Source organism: Paenibacillus roseus (assembly GCF_016424485.1).
GTDB lineage: Bacteria > Bacillota > Bacilli > Paenibacillales > Paenibacillaceae > Paenibacillus_D > Paenibacillus_D roseus.
This window is the reverse complement of record NZ_JAELUP010000065.1, coordinates 257,089-276,014: the sequence shown is the minus strand read 5'-3', so window position 1 is coordinate 276,014 and position 18,926 is coordinate 257,089. Positions and strand designations below refer to the sequence as shown.

Genomic DNA, 18,926 nt, shown 5'->3' with positions numbered 1-18,926 from the left:
ATAATGGCCAAGATTGTTGTCATTACAGGAAGTCCATCCAGAAATTCCAGATTGTTCGGTATCGTAGATTACGCCATACAAGCTCTTGAGCAAAAGGGTTTTGAGGTTTCTGCCATTCATGCCACCGATTTGCCGGCAGAGGATCTGTTGTTTGCCCGCTTTGACAGTCCGGCTGTGCAACAGGCCGTACAGGAAATTTCCTCCGCCGATGCCGTTATTGTGGCAAGTCCGGTCTACAAAGCAGCCTATACTGGTTTGCTAAAGACATTGCTTGATCTGCTTCCGCAAAAGGGATTGACGGGCAAGCCTGTTCTGCCGCTGTTTATCGGAGGCACGATTGCCCATTTCCTGAGCATTGACTACGCACTGAAGCCAGTGTTGTCCTCCCTTGGAGCAAGACATTTGCTGACCGGCGTATTTGCAGTAGATGCCCAGATTACTCGCGATGAACATGGAGTCGCTGTTTTGAACGAGGAGCTTCGTACCCGTCTGGATGTATCGGTGGACGAATTTGAAGAAATCGTGCGTCTTGTTACAAGCAAAACCCACGATCAGCAAACAAGCGCAATTTAGCCATTATTCATACTACGCAACAAGGCTCCCGTTAGGAGGGTACTGCAAAAGTCTACTTTTGCAGCAGCCTTCAATAGGGAGTTTTTTATTTGTAAAACTTGGAGCAGGATAGAAATTAGCTAATTAAAAGCTCAACCTATTAAATACAGGGATTTTGAGCCAAATTAAACCTATAAAATTTAATTTTCTCCCATAGGTATTCCTTCGCATGATTGCTACGATAGTATACAAAACCTATTGCCCCGAAGAGACGATCCTGAAGCGAGGGATGCCTATGAAAAAGGTTCTGGAAGTTATGTTTCCCCCGATTACCACTTACATGACACATGCTTCTGTTCTTTCAGTTGTGATGCAACATGAACAAGGAATCAAATGGCTGCTCGACAACTATTTGCAGCTTTCGGTTGTTGATTCGGGCGGAATTGATTTTTTGGGGCTCGAACCGCCTTTAAACTGCCCGATTTTACATTATCAAATCATGGACCATGAGCTTGTCGACCATCTGTTTAAGGACCCCGTACAGTTTATCATCCATGCCATTAATCAGGACTATTATCTTTTTCTTTTGCTTGAGACCTCCCAAATCCAAGCAGCGAACACAAATGTTCCCCGTCCGCACCCCGTATTTATTTATGGCTATTGTGAGGAAACGGAGACCTTCCATATTGGCGAATTTTTTGACTTTAATAATTTTTCTTTCATGACGGCGTCCTTTGAGGAAATTCGCAGCGGGTGGCTGAATTATGCCGGCTATGACTATTGGTTTAAGGGGAATCGACTTTTCAAATATTCATACAAGGATGACTATGCTCCAGAATACGAAAGACTCGTCACCATGATTGAAGACTATGCCACCTCGCAAAATACCATACTTGGATTTCATAACTTTAACTCCCGTCTCTCTTTCGGCCTGGATGCTATCGCGAATCGTCTGCAGCTTGAGCTAACGCGTTTTGGCAATGGAGAGCATTTTGACCGGGTAGCTTTTCCGATTATTTGCGATCATAAAGAAGTAATGTTGCTTGCAATTGAGCAGTTGGAGCAAAAAGGCTATTTGGACAGAACTTTTCCTTCAACATTTCATGCAGAATATGAGTGTCTAAAAAAGAAACTGCTCATGTTAAGAAATAAGTACTTAAAAATTGCTATAAACGGGAAGTATCACCGCGTTGAGGCTCTTCAACTGGAAGTAGGGCAGTGGTTTGAGCAAGAGAAAAATCTACTCATGAAGATAATAGAAAACTGTAAAGCCCGATTCCCTCTGCAACCCCCCATTAATACAGGAATCGGGCTTTAACAGCGATCGGAAGAATATTCTGCCACGCAGCGTTTCCACTCTCCAGGTCAAGCACTGAGTTTGGTTTTGGCTAAAAAAATAAATCAAACGTCCGGCAAATCACTGCCGGACGTTTTTTAGATCAGGAGCCTGTCGACCGATAATGACGGACGCCGATGTTCCAGACCAGCAGGCAAGGGAGGAGAAAGATAATACCCGCAGTGGGGGCAAGCATATACAGAATGCCGTTGCCTTCCGTTTTGTCCAGAATGTACATCAACGGCAGATAGTTGATACACCCGAATGGGATGACGAAGGTGAAAAAGCGGGCGACCCATTTCTGATAAATATTCAGCGGATACTGGGCCATCTCTTTGCCGCCGTCGGTTAATATATGAACGACCTCGAGCCCTTGTATGGTCCAGAAGCAAAACGTCGCAGCCAGTATGAAAATACCTGTAAAAATAAACACACCGCAGCTGATCATCAGGATCAGTGTTACTGTTTTTAGAGGTGTCCATTCTATAGTCAGGCTGCTCAGGGCGAAAAACAATACTAACAGGCTCTGAAGCAGCCGCCCAGCCCTGGCGAATTCAAATTTGGAGCCGAGCACCTGGAGAATAGTGCCGCGCGGACGGACAAGCACGCGGTCAAATTCGCCTTGTCCAACCATAGTGGAGAACAGGTCAAACCCTCGCGCGAAACATTCCGTGATTGCAAAAGCAGTATGGATAACTGCAAAACAGACTGCGACTTCAGGAAAACTCCAGCCTCTGATTTGTCCGAACCGTTCAAATAAAAAATATAACCCGGCAAACACTGCAAGCGGGGTCAAACACTGCCCTAGCGTAAGCAGCCAAAATGAAGCCCGGTATTGCATCTGGGATTTGAACAAAATCCATACATATTTCCAATAGAGTCTCATGGACAACCTACCCTCCTTGTACAACAATATTCCGGAGCGCTCTGCTCATTAGCCACTTGCCCACGACAAAAAGAACGGCCAGCCAGATCATCTGTATTCCGATACCGACCAGTGCCTCAGAAGCGGGGATGTGTCCCGAATAGACGCGAAACGGGAAGTCAGCCGTGAAGTGGAAGGGTAGCGCGTAAAGTATTTGTTGCAGCCATTGCGGCAAAAGCGGGATCGGAACAATCATTCCGGACAGAAATTCTCCGAGAACAGCAAACATCAGAAACGACCCGGATGGGGACAATGTAGCAAACACGGAGATGTAGATTAACATGGAAATGGCGGTAACGAGCAGCAAGCCAAGCAGGAGCGAGATGATGAACAACCAAAATGCGAAGCTGTCAGGCGGCGACATAAGACGATAAGGATGCGGCAGGAAAAAAGAAATGATCAGAATCGGCGAGCAGCGGAGCGCTGCACCGGATAGCCGTTGAGCCAGCAGCTTGGCGTACCAGAAGTTGTAGATGCCGCTGGGCCTGCACAGATCATAGGCAATATTGCCACTGGTAATCAAGTCTGACAGTTCACTATCACGAAGCCAGAGAATGACCAATATCAGAAAGGCTTGCTTCAGCCATATGTAAGAGATAAGTTCGGGCAAGGACATGGGAGGCTGCGACAGCGCCTGGCTGTAGAAGGCTTCAAACACCATGATCGCAATAAATCCCCAGAAAAATTGCGTGACGATACCGGCCAGTGCAGCGGAGCGGTATTGCAGTCCGTTGTACAGGCGGAGCTTGAAGACAGACCAATACATCCTCATGATAACTGGTGCTCTTTATACAACTGGATAATCAGATCTTCGATCGGTTGCCCATCGATTGTGACATCCAGCAGTTCGACCTGGCTGGAGAGTGCGGCGAGTACCTCAGAGACAACGATTTCACCTGTATTAATGGAGAACTGTGCCCGTTCCGGCGACCAGGACAGTATCGCAGCGCCGGGAATTGCAAGTGGGCGATGGCAAGTGCGATAATCAGCCGTAATTACTTTTCGCGTGCTAAATTGGCTGCGCAGTCCTTGCAGACTTCCGTCATGCAAAAGCCGTCCTTTGCCGATCAGAATAATTCGCGAGGCAAGAGCTTCGATGTCGCTCATATCATGAGTGGTCAGGATGACAGTAACCCCTCTCTCTGCATTAATCGTTTGAATAAAGCGCCGGACAGCGATTTTGGACATGGCATCCAGCCCAATCGTTGGCTCATCGAGAAAGAGCACGCTTGGGCTGTGAAGCAGAGAGGCGGCGATTTCACAGCGCATCCGCTGACCGAGACTGAGCTGACGCACTGGTATGCCGAGCAGTTCCTGCAGATCTAGCGTCTCTGTCAGCAAGCTTAAGTTGCTCTGATATTCTGTCTCTGGCACCTTGTAAATATCGCGCAGCAATTCGAACGAATCGATAACGGGGACATCCCACCACAGCTGTGACCGCTGTCCGAATACAACGCCGATGTGCTTCACATAGGAGACGCGCTGCTCCCATGGTGTATACCCCATGATGCTGCATATGCCGCTATCCGGTACGAGGATGCCGCTCATGACTTTAATTGTTGTTGATTTTCCAGCTCCGTTCGGTCCGATGTATCCGACAATTTCTCCTGGTTCAATAGAAAAGGAGATGTCCTTGAGCGCTTCAATAGCCTTGTATTCCCGATGAAACAATGCCTTGACCGCTTGTCCAAGCCCTGTTGAGCGTTTGGCAACACGGAAGGTCTTGTGCAAACCACGGACTGTAATCAAATTAAAAATCCTCCACATTTGTATTGGGAAGGAAAATACTATCATCGCCTTCGGAAACTGTCAATCTTTTTTTGTTAGAGATGGCTTGAAAGGCTTCACTTAGCGGACTTATTATCGGAATCTGCCGGCTTGATTGCCAGGAGCGCGGTTAGTCCTGCGGCAATGGATACTGCGGCAAAGGTATAGAACAGGGCCGGGATATGACTCATAATCAGCGCGGCGATCAAGGGTCCGCTGGCGACCCCGATAAACCTCATGCTGCTGTACAGCGATGTAATTGTACCCCGCTGTTCTTTCTCAATCCCTTCAGTAATCAGGGCATCCAGACAGGGCAAAGATATGCCGATTCCGATTCCAGAAGCGGACAGCAGTATAAGCAGATTCAACTTTTGCTCCGGATTCCATATTGCAATTGCAAGCAGCGCAGCGGATTGAATGACGATGCCAGCAACGGTCGTCCATTTCATGCGTGGTTTGTTTTTGCCGACAAACTTGCCCCCAATAAATGAAAAAAGGCAAACAGCTACAAGCGGAATCGACAGAAGAAGCCCTTTCCAAATTCCTTTAATATGATAGCGGTCCTCCAAAATACTGGAGAGATAAAATAAAAAACCGAACAGTACAAACATTGCAATGCCGCCAATGGCAAAGATCGCGTACAGCCATCTCCCTTCGTCCTTCAGCAGTTTCTTTACCCCGGATATAAAATCGCCCAAAGCAACTTTGCTATCGCGGTCTGAGGCTGATTTTGGGACTTTGACCAGCCGTGCTACTGCGGCTATTGCTACTAAGCAGAAGGGTGGAATAACCAGGAAAGGCAAATACCATAATACGAGGGCAAGAGCGGAACCAACAATCGGGCTAAGCACTTTGCCCATTGTATTGGAGGTTTCCACAATGCCTAGACTGCTGCTTACATCCTCTTCATTTTGGAACATATCGCCAATAAGCGGCAGCACGATCGGAAAGGCGCCAGCCGCCCCGATTCCTTGAATGAATCGGCCTGCGAGAATAATCCAATAAGCCGTAAACCCTTGGAACCACCAAGCCCCGAGGCCTGATACCACACCGCCGGCGGCAGCAACAATCAGACTAGGAATAATGACATTTTTCCGACCGAAACGATCGGATAAGTATCCGGCAATCGGGATAAAAATGATGGCTACAGCCGCATAAACTGTGATGATCAAACTTCCCTGTGTCGAATTGATATTCAGCTTTTTCTCCATCAGGGGGAGTATCGGAATCAACATGGAATTGGCCAGCGTCATGATGACAGGAATTGATGCGATTGCTGCTAGATCCCACTTCTTTTTGGCTTCCAATGCCATGTCCCACCTTTCCTGCGTATCAGGCTGAGCGAAATCAACACGAATGACAATATTATAGGTGAGATCGATGAAAACTATTCAGGCTTGATTAGGCATCAAATCGATCTCTATCTTGTTTCAGTTTAAAAATTCCCTAATAAATTTTTGATTACACCCGTGTATTCTAAAAGAGGTTGATGTAATATTAATTTAGAAGAGACTGAATATTCCTCCATTAACCTTAATATGGAAGGTGATCAAATGCTAAGTGCTTTAATCGTAGATGACGAATGTGAAATTCGTAACGGATTATGTAATCGCTTTCCTTGGGAGAATTTCGGATTCAATGAGGTGCTTGTAGCAGATGATGGCGATACGGCTTTAATAATTGCAATGGATAAACGTCCCGATATGATCCTTACTGATATTAAGATGAAAAAGAAATCCGGGCTCGATTTTCTCCGTTACTTGCAGGAGGCAGAGGACTATAAGCCAGAGGCTGTTGTTGTCAGCGGCTATGACGACTTTGGTCTGGTGAAGCAGGCCATGCAAATAGGGGTATTGGACTATATTTTAAAACCGATCAACCTGGATGAGCTGTCGGAAATTGTACGCAAAACGGTCGATATTATCCATAAAAAAAGAATGAATCAGCAAAACGAACAGATGCTTAGCCAAATCCGGTTTGCCATTCCCAAAATGAGGGAGGAATTGCTGAGGGAACTGCTTGAACGTAATTATGATGCTTCCCGGATTATGAGAATTCAGCATCGCATCCATACATTGAATCTCAATTGGATGACCCAGGAGTATATGACACTGATTGCAATTGAAGCCGATGATTTGAAAGCGATCGGGAATCGGCGCGGCCATGATAAAGAGCTGGTTATTTTCGGAATCGGCAATGTGGTGAATCAGACATTGGAGGAGGAATACCCTTATCCGTTTACCCTTTGCATGGACAGCGCCAACAGATGGGTTATACTGCTGCGCAGCAGTCCGGGGGAACAATCCAATCTGGCCCGCGGAATCGCCAGCCTGTGCTTGCAGCGGATCAATGATTTTGTGAAAGTGAATGCAAGCGCCGGCATTAGCGGGGCAGCAGGAACAATCGGACAACTGCATGAACTGTTCCTGGAGGCGACGGATTTGCTCGAGCATAAAGTTGTATACGGCGGCAACCGCGTGCTGACAAAAGGTCTGCTGCATGACAGTGAAGAATATGAAAACGGTCTGCCGGAGGACCCGGCTGAAGTGATCGATTTTATTAAATATGGCTCGGACGAGGAAATCTCCGCGGCTATGAACGGTTTTGTGGAATTGGTACAGTCATGGCAACTGACCCATCTTCGCGATATTCAGCAGCGGATATTTGAGTGGCTATTTGAAATTTTTCGCCTTGCGGCCGCAGCGGGAGTGCCGAGATATTCTTCCCTCAGCAATCCAATTACAATGTGGGAACTGCTGGAACAGTATGATACGCTGCAGTCTTTGCAAGAACAAACAGAGAAATTTTTGCTCAATTTGGCGATAGACTTCCGCAAGCTATCTGCTTCGCCAAGCCAGATCGTATCGGAAGCCGAAAAAATGATTCGTTCCGAATATGCCGATAACCTGACTTTGCAAAGCGTGGCTTCATCGGTTCATGTCACGCCGGTCTGGCTGAGCAAACTGTTTAAGAAGGAGAAGCACAAGACATTCCTGGAATATCTGACGGAAGTGCGGATTGAGAAGGCGAAGGAAATGCTTTCGGACATCAAGTACAAGGTATATCAGGTGTCGTACCAGGTTGGCTACAAGGACCCCGTCCACTTTTCCAAGCTGTTCAAAAAGCAGGTTGGATGCACGCCCAAGGAGTTCCGCAGACAAAGAGGGCTGTCCGACGAATAATATCGGATGCAGCTCAGAATTTATACACTAAAGACTTCAAACGTAGAAGAAGGAGGCAGTTCTAAGCGGTAGAGTGATCGCCCTTAGAACCGCCTCCTGTCTCTGTCAGCAGCCTTTCTGCGTTTGCCAAAGGCGGGATTATCGATGAAAACCAGCACCTTTCAATTGTTCTCTTCCTTTCGAAATCGGGTTATCTTTATTTTTTTCTTAATAATTATCGTGCCTTTTCTATTATTTGCTTATTATGCTCATATCAAGTCCATAGAGGGCATTTCGGAAACCAACTCCAAAATGTCTTTCAGCTATCTGCTTCAAGCCAGAAAGAACTTTGAAAACTATTTGACTAAGCTAAGCGATCAGATTAATGACCTAATCGGAAACAAGCAGCTTCAGGACCTGATGCTGAACATGTCTGGCACACAGGTTGAAGAGGAGCAGATTACTGTGAATCTAATTACGCTGCTTTACGAAAAGACGCCTTCAATTGATGCCTTCCGGGTCAGGGTCTATCCGATTGAACCGGAGCGTTATCCGGCTTATATGATGACGATTGACGCTTCGGTAGAACTGGCTGAGCAGGATTGGTTCCGCAATTCCCGGGAGATGGTCAGCCCGACCTGGTATTTGACGATGCCCGAGCGGGGCCAATATAACAAGCCGCTGCTTACATTCGTCAAGCGATTCACCGGACTTTATGACCGCAACCCCCGGGGAATTATAGCAGCAGACTTGTCGGAAGACCATCTGAAACGTTACTTTTCCCCTACCGATCAACTCAAGGATCAAAAACTGCTGCTGCTCAACCAGAACGGCGAGGTCAGTTATGATTCTTCCGGCAACGCATGGACAGGCAAACCGTTTCCCTCTTTGGAGTTTACAAGCTTTATTCAAGATGGCAGGGAAGGCTCCAAAGCGATCACGGTCGAAGGATTAACTTATCTGGCAACCTATGTTCAGCTACGGATGGAGAGTCAGCTTTGGTCAATCGTCAGTTTGACGCCTCTTCATGAATTAACCGGGACTATAGACGAAATTAACCGGTTGCTGATTATTTTTCTGATCGTTTATTTGATCTGCTGCATTGGTGTGGTCATTTATATTACGGCCCGTTTCACCGAGCCAATCGCCCATCTCGTCCGACTGATGAGACGGCTGGAGTCAGACAATTTGCACAAGCTGCTGCCCTGGTCTTCGCGTCAGGATGAAGTGGGATGGCTGTATAGGGGGGTGGGAAGCCTCGTTCAGAGAATTGAGGGGCTGGTGGAAGAGGCATCGCGCTCAGAGCGCAAGAAGAAAGAGTTGGAGTTTCAGGTACTCAGTCACCAGATTAATCCTCATTTTCTGTACAATACGCTCGAGTCGATTCGCTGGAAGGCAGAAAATCACGGTCGGAGCGATATTAGCGAAATGGTGTCTGCCCTGGGCAATCTGCTTCGTCTCAGCTTGAACCAGGGGCGGGAAATTACGACGCTGCGCCGCGAGCTGGAGCAAGTCAAAGCATATGTATTGATTGAGCAGGCACGCATGGGCAAGCAGGTGCGCATTATGTACGCCTGCGACGAAATTCTGCTGGATTTGCCGTTCTTGCGTCTGCTGCTGCAGCCGCTTGTAGAGAATGCCATCCAGCACAGTGTGCGGGATAATTTTGAGAAGGGCAAAATTATTATTTCGGTCAGGCGTGAGGTGGGCGACATCATTACCGAAATTTATGATAACGGCGATGGCATTCCGCAGGAGATTCTCGATCGTCTTGATGAGATGAAAGAAGAGAATGGGGGAAGCACGGTCATGCGTAGAGGCGTGGGACTGCGGAATGTGAATGACCGGCTGAAATTGTATTTTGGTGAGAACTACAGGCTCAAGATCGAGACAGAGCCCGGACGCGGCACCAAAATTATGATCAAACATCCGGTGCTCCAGGAAGGTGTCGATGTGTCTGCTCGTGACGGACACGGTCTGTAACCGATGGCAAAGCAGGATAAAACTGAACTGCAAAGGATAAGATTGGCTCATGGCAAGCTTTTTCATCTCTCTTTACAATAAAAGCATAACTCATGAAAGGGACATGAACATGAAAACAAACGGAGTATTGAAGGAGCTTTTTCATAATCGGACGTTGCTGCTTATGTTCCTGCCCGTCGCGGTACTTCTATTCCTGTTCAGTTACTTGCCTCTTGCCGGTCTTATCATTGCTTTCAAAAACTTTGATTTTTCCAAGGGCATATTCGGAAGTGACTGGATGAATCCGCTGTTTGACAATTTCGATTATTTATTTTCCTCCGACTCGGCATTCCGGGCGGTCCGAAATACGATTTTGCTGAACGCCCTATTTATTGTGGTAGGACTTATCTTCGAGGTTGGGCTGGCTCTGTTGCTTAATGAAATTCGCAACAAATACTTCAAGCGGGTGACCCAATCGCTGACTTTCCTGCCGTTCTTTATTTCCTGGATCGTTGTCGGCGTATTCGCCTATAATCTTCTGAATTTTGAGAGCGGGGCCGTTAACCGTATTCTGGAGATCTTCGGTTTTAGCCCGATCGACTTTTACAGCGAAGCAAGCTTGTGGCCGCTTATTTTGACCATTGCCATCCGCTGGAAGGTAACAGGCTACGGTACGATTATTTATCTGGCAGCGCTGACTTCTATTGATAACTCCTATTACGAAGCGGCTTCTATTGACGGAGCGAGTCGTTGGCAGCAAATCCGATACATTAGCATTCCGATGCTCAGGCCGACGATCATCATCCTGACGCTGCTGGCAGTCGGACGAATTATGAACGCAGATTTCGGTATGTTCTATGCAATGGTAGGGGATGCTTCATTGCTGTTCCCGACAACCGATGTTATTGATACTTTTGTCTACCGAAGCTTGAGAAAATCAGGAGATATCGGTATGGCTTCCGCAGCCGGTTTCCTTCAGTCGATGATCGCGTTCGTGCTTGTTCTGGGCAGCAACTACGCGGCCCGTAAAATCGACAAGGACTCGGCCATTTTCTAAAACCAACACGGATGGAGAGGAAGCCTATGCTTGGCAAAAGAACGTCATTTTCTCAATGGATCATGATCTTGTTGATTTCACTATTCAGTTTGTCATGTCTGTTGCCTTTTGTGATGGTCATCTCCGGGTCGCTTAGCACAGAGCAGGACATTATGCAGTATGGATACAGCCTGTTCCCCAAAACAATCACCTTTGATTCCTATAAAATCTTGTTCCTCGGCTCCAACCGGATTATTGATGCATATGGAATCAGCATATTTGTAACCGTTGTTGGAACCGCGCTGTCCCTGTTTGTAACTGCGATGGGCGGTTATGTGATGGCGAGACGCTCATTTAAATATCGGAACATTTTATCCGTTTATGTCATCATCACGATGCTGTTTAACGGCGGGCTCGTACCCTGGTATATCATCTGCGTGCGTTATCTGGATTTGAAAGATACGCTTTGGGCTTTGATTTTGCCCATGCTCGCCAATGCATTCAATATGTTTCTGATTCGCAACTTTATGCTTTCGATCCCCGAGGATTTGCATGAATCGGCCAAGATGGACGGGGCGGGGGAATTCCTGATTTTTTACCGGCTGATCTGTCCGCTGGCGCTTCCCGTCCTGGCAACTGTGGGCTTGTTCGTATCCCTGAGCTATTGGAACGATTGGTTCCTCGGACTGATGTTCGTCGACAAGCAGGAACTTCAACCGCTGCAGCTATTGCTGCGGACGCTTGTTTCCAACGTAGAGTTTTTGCGAAGTTCCAGCAATGCCGCCGCCATGCAGCGAATCTCGGCGCAGATTCCGTCGGAATCGATGAAGATGGCGCTGACCGTCGTTACCATTGGTCCAATTGTCTTTTTATACCCGTTTGTCCAGCGCTTTTTTGTCAAGGGCCTGATGGTAGGCGCGGTGAAAGGCTGACTATCCCGGCTTCGGCCGTATAGTATAAAACATCTTGCAGGGGGAGGAAGAACAGATGCAATTCACATTAAAAAAACTGTCGCTTGCTATTGTAACAACCATGCTGATGGTTATGGTCCTTGGAGCTTGCGGCAGCGGGGAAACAAATAACAAACCGGCTGAGTCAAGCTCGCCAAAACCTGCGAACAATTCCGAGCAGCCTGCCAGCTCTGAGGGGGAGGTGACACTTAAATTTTATTTTGGCGGGGACAAGAAAGCGGCGACCGATGAGGTATGGTCCAAGATTAGCGAGTATGTGAAAGGAAAAGGCTTGAACGTCAAATTTGACATTAATTTCATTCCGTTTGGTGACTTTAAGGACAAAATGCTCGTTATGGCGGCATCTGGCGACAGTTGGGATATGAACTTTGATGGCGACTGGCTGTCCTATAAGCAAATGGCGGCTAAAGGCTCTTACATGGCAATCAATGATTTGCTGCCGGAGTATGCGCCGAACCTGTACAAGAAATATCAGGAGCAGGGCACGCTTCAAGCTGCAACAGTGAACGGACAGATTGTAGGTCTGCCTTGGACGATGAAGATGAATGAACGCAAATTCGCAGCCTGGCGTTCCGATCTGGCGAAGAAGGCAGGTCTTGAGATTGAGCCAAACTCCATTAAGACGATTGAGGACATAGATAAGCTGCTGCGCGATCTGAGAAAAGCATACCCGAATGAAAAGCTTTCGCGTACATCACCGCTGTCGCTGTACTACATTCGCGATGAGTGGGTTGATCTGAACTTCCATGGACTGGGCTTTTATTTGAATGACCCTGCAATCAAAGTCCAGGCCGTTGAACAGCAGCCGTTCTATCTGGAGGCATCCAAGCTGGCTAAAACCTGGTACGACGACAAACTGATCAATCGTGATGCGATGATTGACAAAGAAGACGGGGCTGCCCAGTGGCGCAACGGGAAGACATTGTTTACAGTAACGTCGCATGAGTGGGTATATGCCAACCCTGGTTTTGCTGATCCTTCGTTTGCTCTGGATATGTCTTTGCTCTACCCGGACAAAAAATATGTCAACCGTACTGCTCTGGCTAACGTAGTTGCAATCAATCGGAATTCCAAAAATCCAGACCGTGTCCTGCGATTCCTGGATATGGTGGAGACCGATCAAACCTTGTATGATCTGCTGCAATACGGTATTGAAGGCAAAACCTATGTTTTGAACGGCGAGACGGCCGAATACCCGCAAGGCATGCAGACCACAACGAGCAACTACATGGAGTGGGGAGGACAGTGGGCATTCTGGAAGCCGCAATTCATGCGCCCGACAATGACATACGCCAAGGACTTCTGGGTAAGGGAAGCTGAATTCGCCAGTGAGCCAATAAACGTGAACTCACCGATTGACGGTTTGTTTATTGCAGAGGATACGGTCAAAAACGAGATCGCCAAACGTGACCAAGCGATTGAGGAGCTGCAAAGACCAATCGAATTCGGGCTTGTCAAAGATGTGGATAAAGCAGTCGCAGATTATATTGAGACGCAAAAGAAAAATGGACTCGATAAAATTATTTCGGAAACACAAAAACAAATTGATGCATTCTTGGCTTCAAAATCCGCATCATGATCTTACAGGGAACCGGCCGCAGACTTGGGGCGGGTTCCTTTCTAAGGACAAATTGTAAGCGTTCACAACAAATCTATTATTAAATGGAGGGACAAGGATGATGAGTGAGGGGATACGCACGAGAGGCCGACAATTTATGGTCTTTGTGCTTTCTTTGTTGCTGTGTTTGCCAACCTTCAGCCAACTGACACCGAACAAGGCTGATGCCGCTGCTCCTGAAAGCGTCAGTATTGCGCTTGGGGAAACGCCGGTTGCAGACGGAATCACGCCAAGACCGGGTGATGGGCAGGCAGAGCATCTGCAGACCGGAGAGATTAATGGCAAGAGCTACTGGAAAACCAACTCTACGGTGAGTGAGACCGATCCTGGCGCCAATATTCTCTATTTCTACTTTAATGTCAGAGATGATTTCCTGTTCGAGAATACAACCCATGACGTATTTGTCACAGTAGAATATTACGATAGCGGGAACGGCAGCATGAAATTGCAATATGATTCCCTTAATGCCAGCTTCAAGGATGCACCGGAATTTCAATATAAGGATACGAAAACATGGAAAACAGAGACGTTCAAGCTTGGAGATGCCTGGTTTGCCAACCGGACCAATGGCTCCGACTTTCGTCTCCATGTAAGCGGCTCCAAGCCAACCGGGCAAAATCCGGAGCTGCATGTCGCTTCTGTCAAGGTTGTGAAATTGCCGAAACTTAATATTAGCGCGACAACGAAGGTCTATGAGACGGATTACGCAACATCGGATGTCGTTATTGCGAATATTAGTGTTGCGGATACCGGAGCCATAGGCGACGGGGCTTCCGATGATACTCGTGCTTTTCAGGAGGCGCTTAGCTATGTGGGAGACCGTGGAGGCGGCGTTGTATTTGTGCCGTCGGGAACCTACAAAATTACAGGGACGCTCCTTGTTCCGACTGGAGTTACCTTGCGCGGGGACTGGGTAAACCCGGATTCTGTAAATGGGGAAGTCCAAGGAACGATTCTGGCTGCATATGCCGGACGAGGGGATACCGAGGAACTCAGCTTCATTCGTCTTGCCGAGGGAAGTGGCGTGACGAATTTGTCCATTTGGTACCCGGAGCAGACGCTTGACAATCCCGTACCCTATCCATGGACCATCGAGCAGCTCAGCGGTGACAGCGCCACCGTAAAAAATGTGACGCTTGTCAACGCTTATAACGGTATCAAGATCGGGCCGGTATGGAATGAACTTCATTATGTGCGGAATTTGTACGGGACGGTACTGAAAACAGGTATATTCCTTGACTTCACAACCGATATCGGCAGGTTGGAGCAGATCAAGCTGTCGCCCGACTACTGGGTCAAATCGAAGCTTCCCAATGCACCGGCAAAAACAGATTTGTTTGCGTACATGACTGCGAATGCAGAAGGGATCGTCATGGGCCGGTCCGACTGGGAGTATATGTCCGACATCTATATTTCCGGCTTCAAGAATGGACTCCGGGTTACGACGCGGACGGACAGCAATGAGACAGCCAATGCCCAGCTCTACAAGATCCGAATTGAAGATTCTAATGTGGCCTTGAAGATTGAAGGCGTCAACAGCTATGGCTTGCTGATCTCGGACAGCAGCTTTAAAGCCAGCGTCGGTCCTGAGCCGAAAGCAATACATGCCACGCCAGGCTTTACTTCTATCGTCCAGTTCAACAAGGTTGCAGTCGGCGGAAATCCGCATCATGCCGTGCTTAATGAAGGCAGCGGCGTACTGTCGTTCGAGAACAGCAGCTTTGAGAATTGGAACGCTCAGGGCGGGGGCTATGCAATTGATGCCCGGAACGGCTCGCTTATTCTCGGACAGTCTTCCTTTGCCCTGGAGGCGAATCATATTCATTTAGGCAGCAAGGCTGCTGAATTGAAAGCCATCAACTCCGGCAATGCAGGCAAACTGGACATTCGTGACGATAGCGAAGCAGGGGAAATTAGCGAGCATCACGATCCGCGCTATCAGTTGGAACAGCTGCCGTCCGTATCCTCGCTCGACATAGCCAGCCAACCAAGGCCGGCAACAAACCAACTGTTCAATGTTGCGGAGGCGCCGTATTCGGCAGATAAGACGGGACAGACCGATGTAAGCAGCATTATACAGCAAGCACTGACAGCAGCCGGGCAGGCAGGAGGAGGAACGGTTTATCTGCCAGCCGGGATTTATCGTGTCGATCAGGCGCTCACTGTACCTTCTGGCGTTGAACTGCGCGGCTCCTGGGATGTCCCGCATCATACCAATGGGGGCGGCACCGTCCTGTTCACCAATCACGGAGAGAACCAGGAGCAGGCAGCACCGTTCATTTCGCTGGAGGCTTCCGCCGGTATTCGGGGATTATCCGTCTATTACGACAAGCAAAGCTGGAATGTCGTCAAGCCTTATGCCTGGACCGTTCAAGGCAAGGGCAGCGGCGTATATCTGATTGACACGACGCTTATTAATCCGTATAAGGCTGTTGATTTCGGCACTTATAATACAAGCGGGCACTACATCGATTATGTAGCAGGTTCTCCATTGAAGGAAGGCATCTTCCTGGGCGGAGGAGCGGAGGGCGGATTCCTGAGGAACGTCCAGTTCAACCCGCATTATTACGGAAGGAACTTCTATCCGAATCATCCGTCCACCGATGAGGACTTCAATAAAGTATGGGACTATCAGAAGGAGAATCTGGACGCATTCCGAATCGGGAATGTGCGCAAGCAGCTTATTTTCAACACCTTTGTTTACGGTTCGGAATTCGGAATTCACTTTGAGAAGCAGCAAGGCACCGGTCCCGAGGCGTTGACAATCGGGCACGGCACAGACGGCAGCAAGAAAGGTGTTGTCATTGACGGCGCCGGAGCTGGCGGACTGTCCTTCATTAATACAGAACTGGTCTCCATGAGTACTTCGGATAAAGTGTACATTGTTACAAGCGAGGACTTTGACAGTCAGGCTACCTTCTTCAATACCTCGATGTGGGGAGACACAACCCGCTCAGTCGATGTGTTTGGCGGCAAGCTCCGTTTGCAGCAGAACAACTTTGCCAAGGTGGGAGAGCGGGGCATTAATGCGCTTGGCGGAGATACGACGCTGTATAATTCGTATTTCCAGGAGTCGGGCACGACCCATGTCTATGCGGGGCCGGACATTGAGAAGCTCATTGTATCCAATAATCTGTACCATGGCGGCATGCAGCTAGTGAATGAGTCTGTTGGCAAAGTATCGGGAACAGATATTACCCCGGTATCGCTAAGTGTTCAGAAAACAGCATTCAATGAGGGGCAGCCTGCACATCCGGCAGCCGTCCTGAAACTTGCAAATGCTACGGAGGCAACACCGATCAGCGGCAAACTGGAACTGATTGAGCCTGCTGCTTATGCAAGCCAAATGGTTCCCGTACGATTCGAGAATATCCCGCTGCTGGGTACAGTGGATATCCCGCTGCCATTTATCTCGGCGGATACGCTGCAGTATCGTATTACGCTGGATAGTGGATTTACGTATAAGACATCCGTCAGTACGGGGCAATCTTTCGCGTCCAAGTCAGACCTTAATTCGGACGTATGGCCGGATATTGAGGTCACTAGTCCGCACCATTATTCAAGCATTGGCGGCGAGTGGGGCGGCCCGAACGATTTGAGCGCGAAAGCCCGATTGAAGTGGGATAACGAAAACCTTTATGTGAAGGTAACAGTAAAGGATAATATCCATCACCAGACCGCGTCGAGCGGAGATATCTGGCAAGGAGATAGTCTTCAGCTCGGAATTGATCTATCCAGACAGGACGGCTCTGCGAGCAAAAACGTAAATGAACTGGGCTTTGCCCGTACAAATCAGGGTACAGTTGTCAAATGGCGCTGGAGAGCGCCGGAGGGGGTCGAAGGAGGAGCGTTGAACGCAGCTCAGGCGTCGATTACCCGAAATGAGAATGACAAGACGACGCTCTATGATCTTATCATTCCGTTCGCAGCGCTTCACGGTCCTAACGCTGCTTACACGCCGGGGCAAACGATCGGGTTCGCTCTGCTCGTCAATGAGAATGACGGCAATGGCCGCTCGGGCTTTATTGAGTATAACAAAGGTATCGGCTCGACCAAGGATGCTACGCAATTCGGGGACGTCTACTTGCTGCAAGGCGAGTACTCCGCTCTGTTGGGGCAATCGGCGGAAGCAGCTGTCGTTCGGGCCGAGCAGAACAGAGGGAAGACCGCAATTGACAGTGCGACTAACTTCGTCCGCATCCTGCCACCAGGTTCGATAAAATCTGGGCTGGAACATCGGCTTGCGAATTTGACGGATGTATCCAATCCGAATCCGGGTGGCTCCGGTGGCTACTACCCCTCATCTTCTGATCCGTCCATTACGACGCGTTCTGATGGTTCGGTACAGGTCAAACTGAAAGCGGAGCTTGATAAAGACAGCTCCTTAGCCAAAAGCACCATTTCTAATTCTCTGCTCAGCAAGCTGTGGAGGGGAAGCAAGACATCGGACAGCGGCAAGCAACTGATTTCCATTCAGTTGGAGGAAGTGGCGAATGCCGAGGGATATTCGCTTGAACTCCCTTCAGTTGCGCTGACCTCCGATCAGCCGGAGAGATGGATTGAGGTTGTGACTCCGATTGGCGTCATCACGCTGCCAAACGCTATACTTGCTTCCGGCAAAGAACAATCGGGCGGCACTATTACTGTAGCAATCCGCAAAACCGACCTCAGTTCCTGGAGCAAGAAGGCCGCAAAACAAATCGGCAGCAGGCCGGCAGTAGACGTTACGCTTTCAGCGAATGGAAAAGCGCTCGTATGGAATAATGCCAAATATCCGGTTACGGTATCTCTGGCTTATACGCCTACGGCCGCCGAGCAGAAAAATAAGGAACGTCTTGCAGTCTGGTTCAGGGACGATAAGGGCGAAGCCGTATCGATTCCGGGAAATAAACATGATGCACAGGAAAATCGCATTGCATTTGAATGGACTCGCTCAGGTCAGTATGCCGTTGCTTTCCTGAATGCGGCTTTCCGTGATCTGGATCGCGTGCCATGGGCGACAGAAGCTATTGAAGCGCTGGCTGCGCAAGGTGTTCTTCCGGTTGAGGAGGATGGTTTGTTCCATCCCCAGACGCAAATAAACCGCGCCGGATTTTTGAAGCTGCTGGTAGACGGTCTTGGGTTGAGCGCCCCGGAAGGAAAAGCATTCAACGATGTGAAGCCGGGCGCGGACTATTACGAAGCAGTCGGCATTGCACGTCAGCTTGGCATTGTGAATGGTTACGGGAACAACAGCTTTGGCCCGGATGCGCTGCTAACAAGAGAGGATGCTGCGGTTCTTATTGACCGCGCGCTCCAGGCTGCAAAAGCGGAGCTGCCGGAAGCTGAAGGCGCACTGGAGACTTTTGCCGATGCGAGCAAGCTATCCGCTTATGCGAAGGCAAGCGTGGCGCGGTTGGTCGCGGCGCGGCTCCTTCAAGGAAATGGAATCAAGCTGAATCCGCAGGGCAGCTTGACCCGCGCTGAAGCAGCAGTACTGATATTCCGCATACAAGCACAGAACTAACGGCCAGAACCATTTTTTTTGGAGCCTGTCTCTTCAGGCGGCCTCTGCCATGCAAAAGCAGGCTCCAAACCCACCTAACAAAGGAGGATAAA

General features: G+C 48.7%; 12 protein-coding genes. 8 read left to right on the top strand and 4 right to left on the bottom strand.

The annotated features are described in order from the left end of the window. The first annotated feature begins 3 nt into the window (after positions 1-3). Positions 4-573: an NADPH-dependent FMN reductase gene (gene ssuE, locus JFN88_RS13365; RefSeq protein ID WP_199019785.1), complete on the top strand. Its 570-nt coding sequence runs from the start codon at positions 4-6 to the stop codon at positions 571-573. Positions 574-847: 274 nt separating this feature from the next. Further along, positions 848-1,870, top strand: a complete 1,023-nt coding sequence (locus tag JFN88_RS13360) for a hypothetical protein (protein WP_199019784.1) — start codon at positions 848-850, stop codon at positions 1,868-1,870. 121 nt (positions 1,871-1,991) lie between these two features. Here JFN88_RS13360 and JFN88_RS13355 read toward each other — a convergent pair whose 3' ends face one another. The 4 genes from JFN88_RS13355 to JFN88_RS13340 all read right to left on the bottom strand — a co-directional run bounded on the left by JFN88_RS13355 (position 1,992) and on the right by JFN88_RS13340 (position 5,893). Continuing rightward, positions 1,992-2,774 carry an ABC transporter permease gene (locus JFN88_RS13355; protein WP_199019783.1) on the bottom strand — a complete coding sequence of 261 codons (783 nt, stop codon included), beginning with the start codon at positions 2,772-2,774 and terminating at the stop codon, positions 1,992-1,994. Positions 2,775-2,781: 7 nt separating this feature from the next. Next, complete coding sequence (locus tag JFN88_RS13350; RefSeq protein WP_199019782.1) at positions 2,782-3,585, bottom strand: ABC transporter permease; 804 nt, start codon at positions 3,583-3,585, stop codon at positions 2,782-2,784. After that, positions 3,582-4,562, bottom strand: a complete 981-nt coding sequence (locus tag JFN88_RS13345) for an ABC transporter ATP-binding protein (RefSeq protein WP_332908476.1) — start codon at positions 4,560-4,562, stop codon at positions 3,582-3,584. The genes JFN88_RS13350 and JFN88_RS13345 overlap by 4 nt, the downstream gene beginning before the upstream one ends. 95 nt (positions 4,563-4,657) lie before the next feature. Then, entirely contained in the window at positions 4,658-5,893 is a 1,236-nt protein-coding gene (locus tag JFN88_RS13340; protein WP_233167792.1) for an MFS transporter, read from the bottom strand. A 240-nt stretch (positions 5,894-6,133) separates the two neighbouring features. Here JFN88_RS13340 and JFN88_RS13335 point away from each other — a divergent pair, with 240 nt between their 5' ends. The 6 genes from JFN88_RS13335 to JFN88_RS13310 all read left to right on the top strand — a co-directional run bounded on the left by JFN88_RS13335 (position 6,134) and on the right by JFN88_RS13310 (position 18,834). Beyond that, positions 6,134-7,762 (top strand): response regulator, encoded by a 1,629-nt coding sequence (locus JFN88_RS13335; RefSeq protein WP_199019781.1) that lies wholly within the window; start codon positions 6,134-6,136, stop codon positions 7,760-7,762. A 144-nt stretch (positions 7,763-7,906) separates the two neighbouring features. Beyond that, positions 7,907-9,724 (top strand): cache domain-containing sensor histidine kinase, encoded by a 1,818-nt coding sequence (locus JFN88_RS13330; RefSeq protein WP_199019780.1) that lies wholly within the window; start codon positions 7,907-7,909, stop codon positions 9,722-9,724. A 109-nt stretch (positions 9,725-9,833) separates the two neighbouring features. Next, a complete protein-coding gene (locus JFN88_RS13325) occupies positions 9,834-10,760 on the top strand; it encodes an ABC transporter permease (protein ID WP_199019779.1) in 927 nt (308 codons plus the stop codon). Between the two features lie 26 nt (positions 10,761-10,786). Continuing rightward, positions 10,787-11,671, top strand: coding sequence for a carbohydrate ABC transporter permease (locus JFN88_RS13320; RefSeq protein WP_199019778.1), 885 nt, complete (start codon positions 10,787-10,789; stop codon positions 11,669-11,671). A 55-nt stretch (positions 11,672-11,726) separates the two neighbouring features. Further along, entirely contained in the window at positions 11,727-13,289 is a 1,563-nt protein-coding gene (locus tag JFN88_RS13315) for an extracellular solute-binding protein (protein ID WP_199019777.1), read from the top strand. 97 nt (positions 13,290-13,386) lie between these two features. After that, positions 13,387-18,834, top strand: coding sequence for an S-layer homology domain-containing protein (locus tag JFN88_RS13310; protein ID WP_199019776.1), 5,448 nt, complete (start codon positions 13,387-13,389; stop codon positions 18,832-18,834). Positions 18,835-18,926 lie beyond the last annotated feature (92 nt).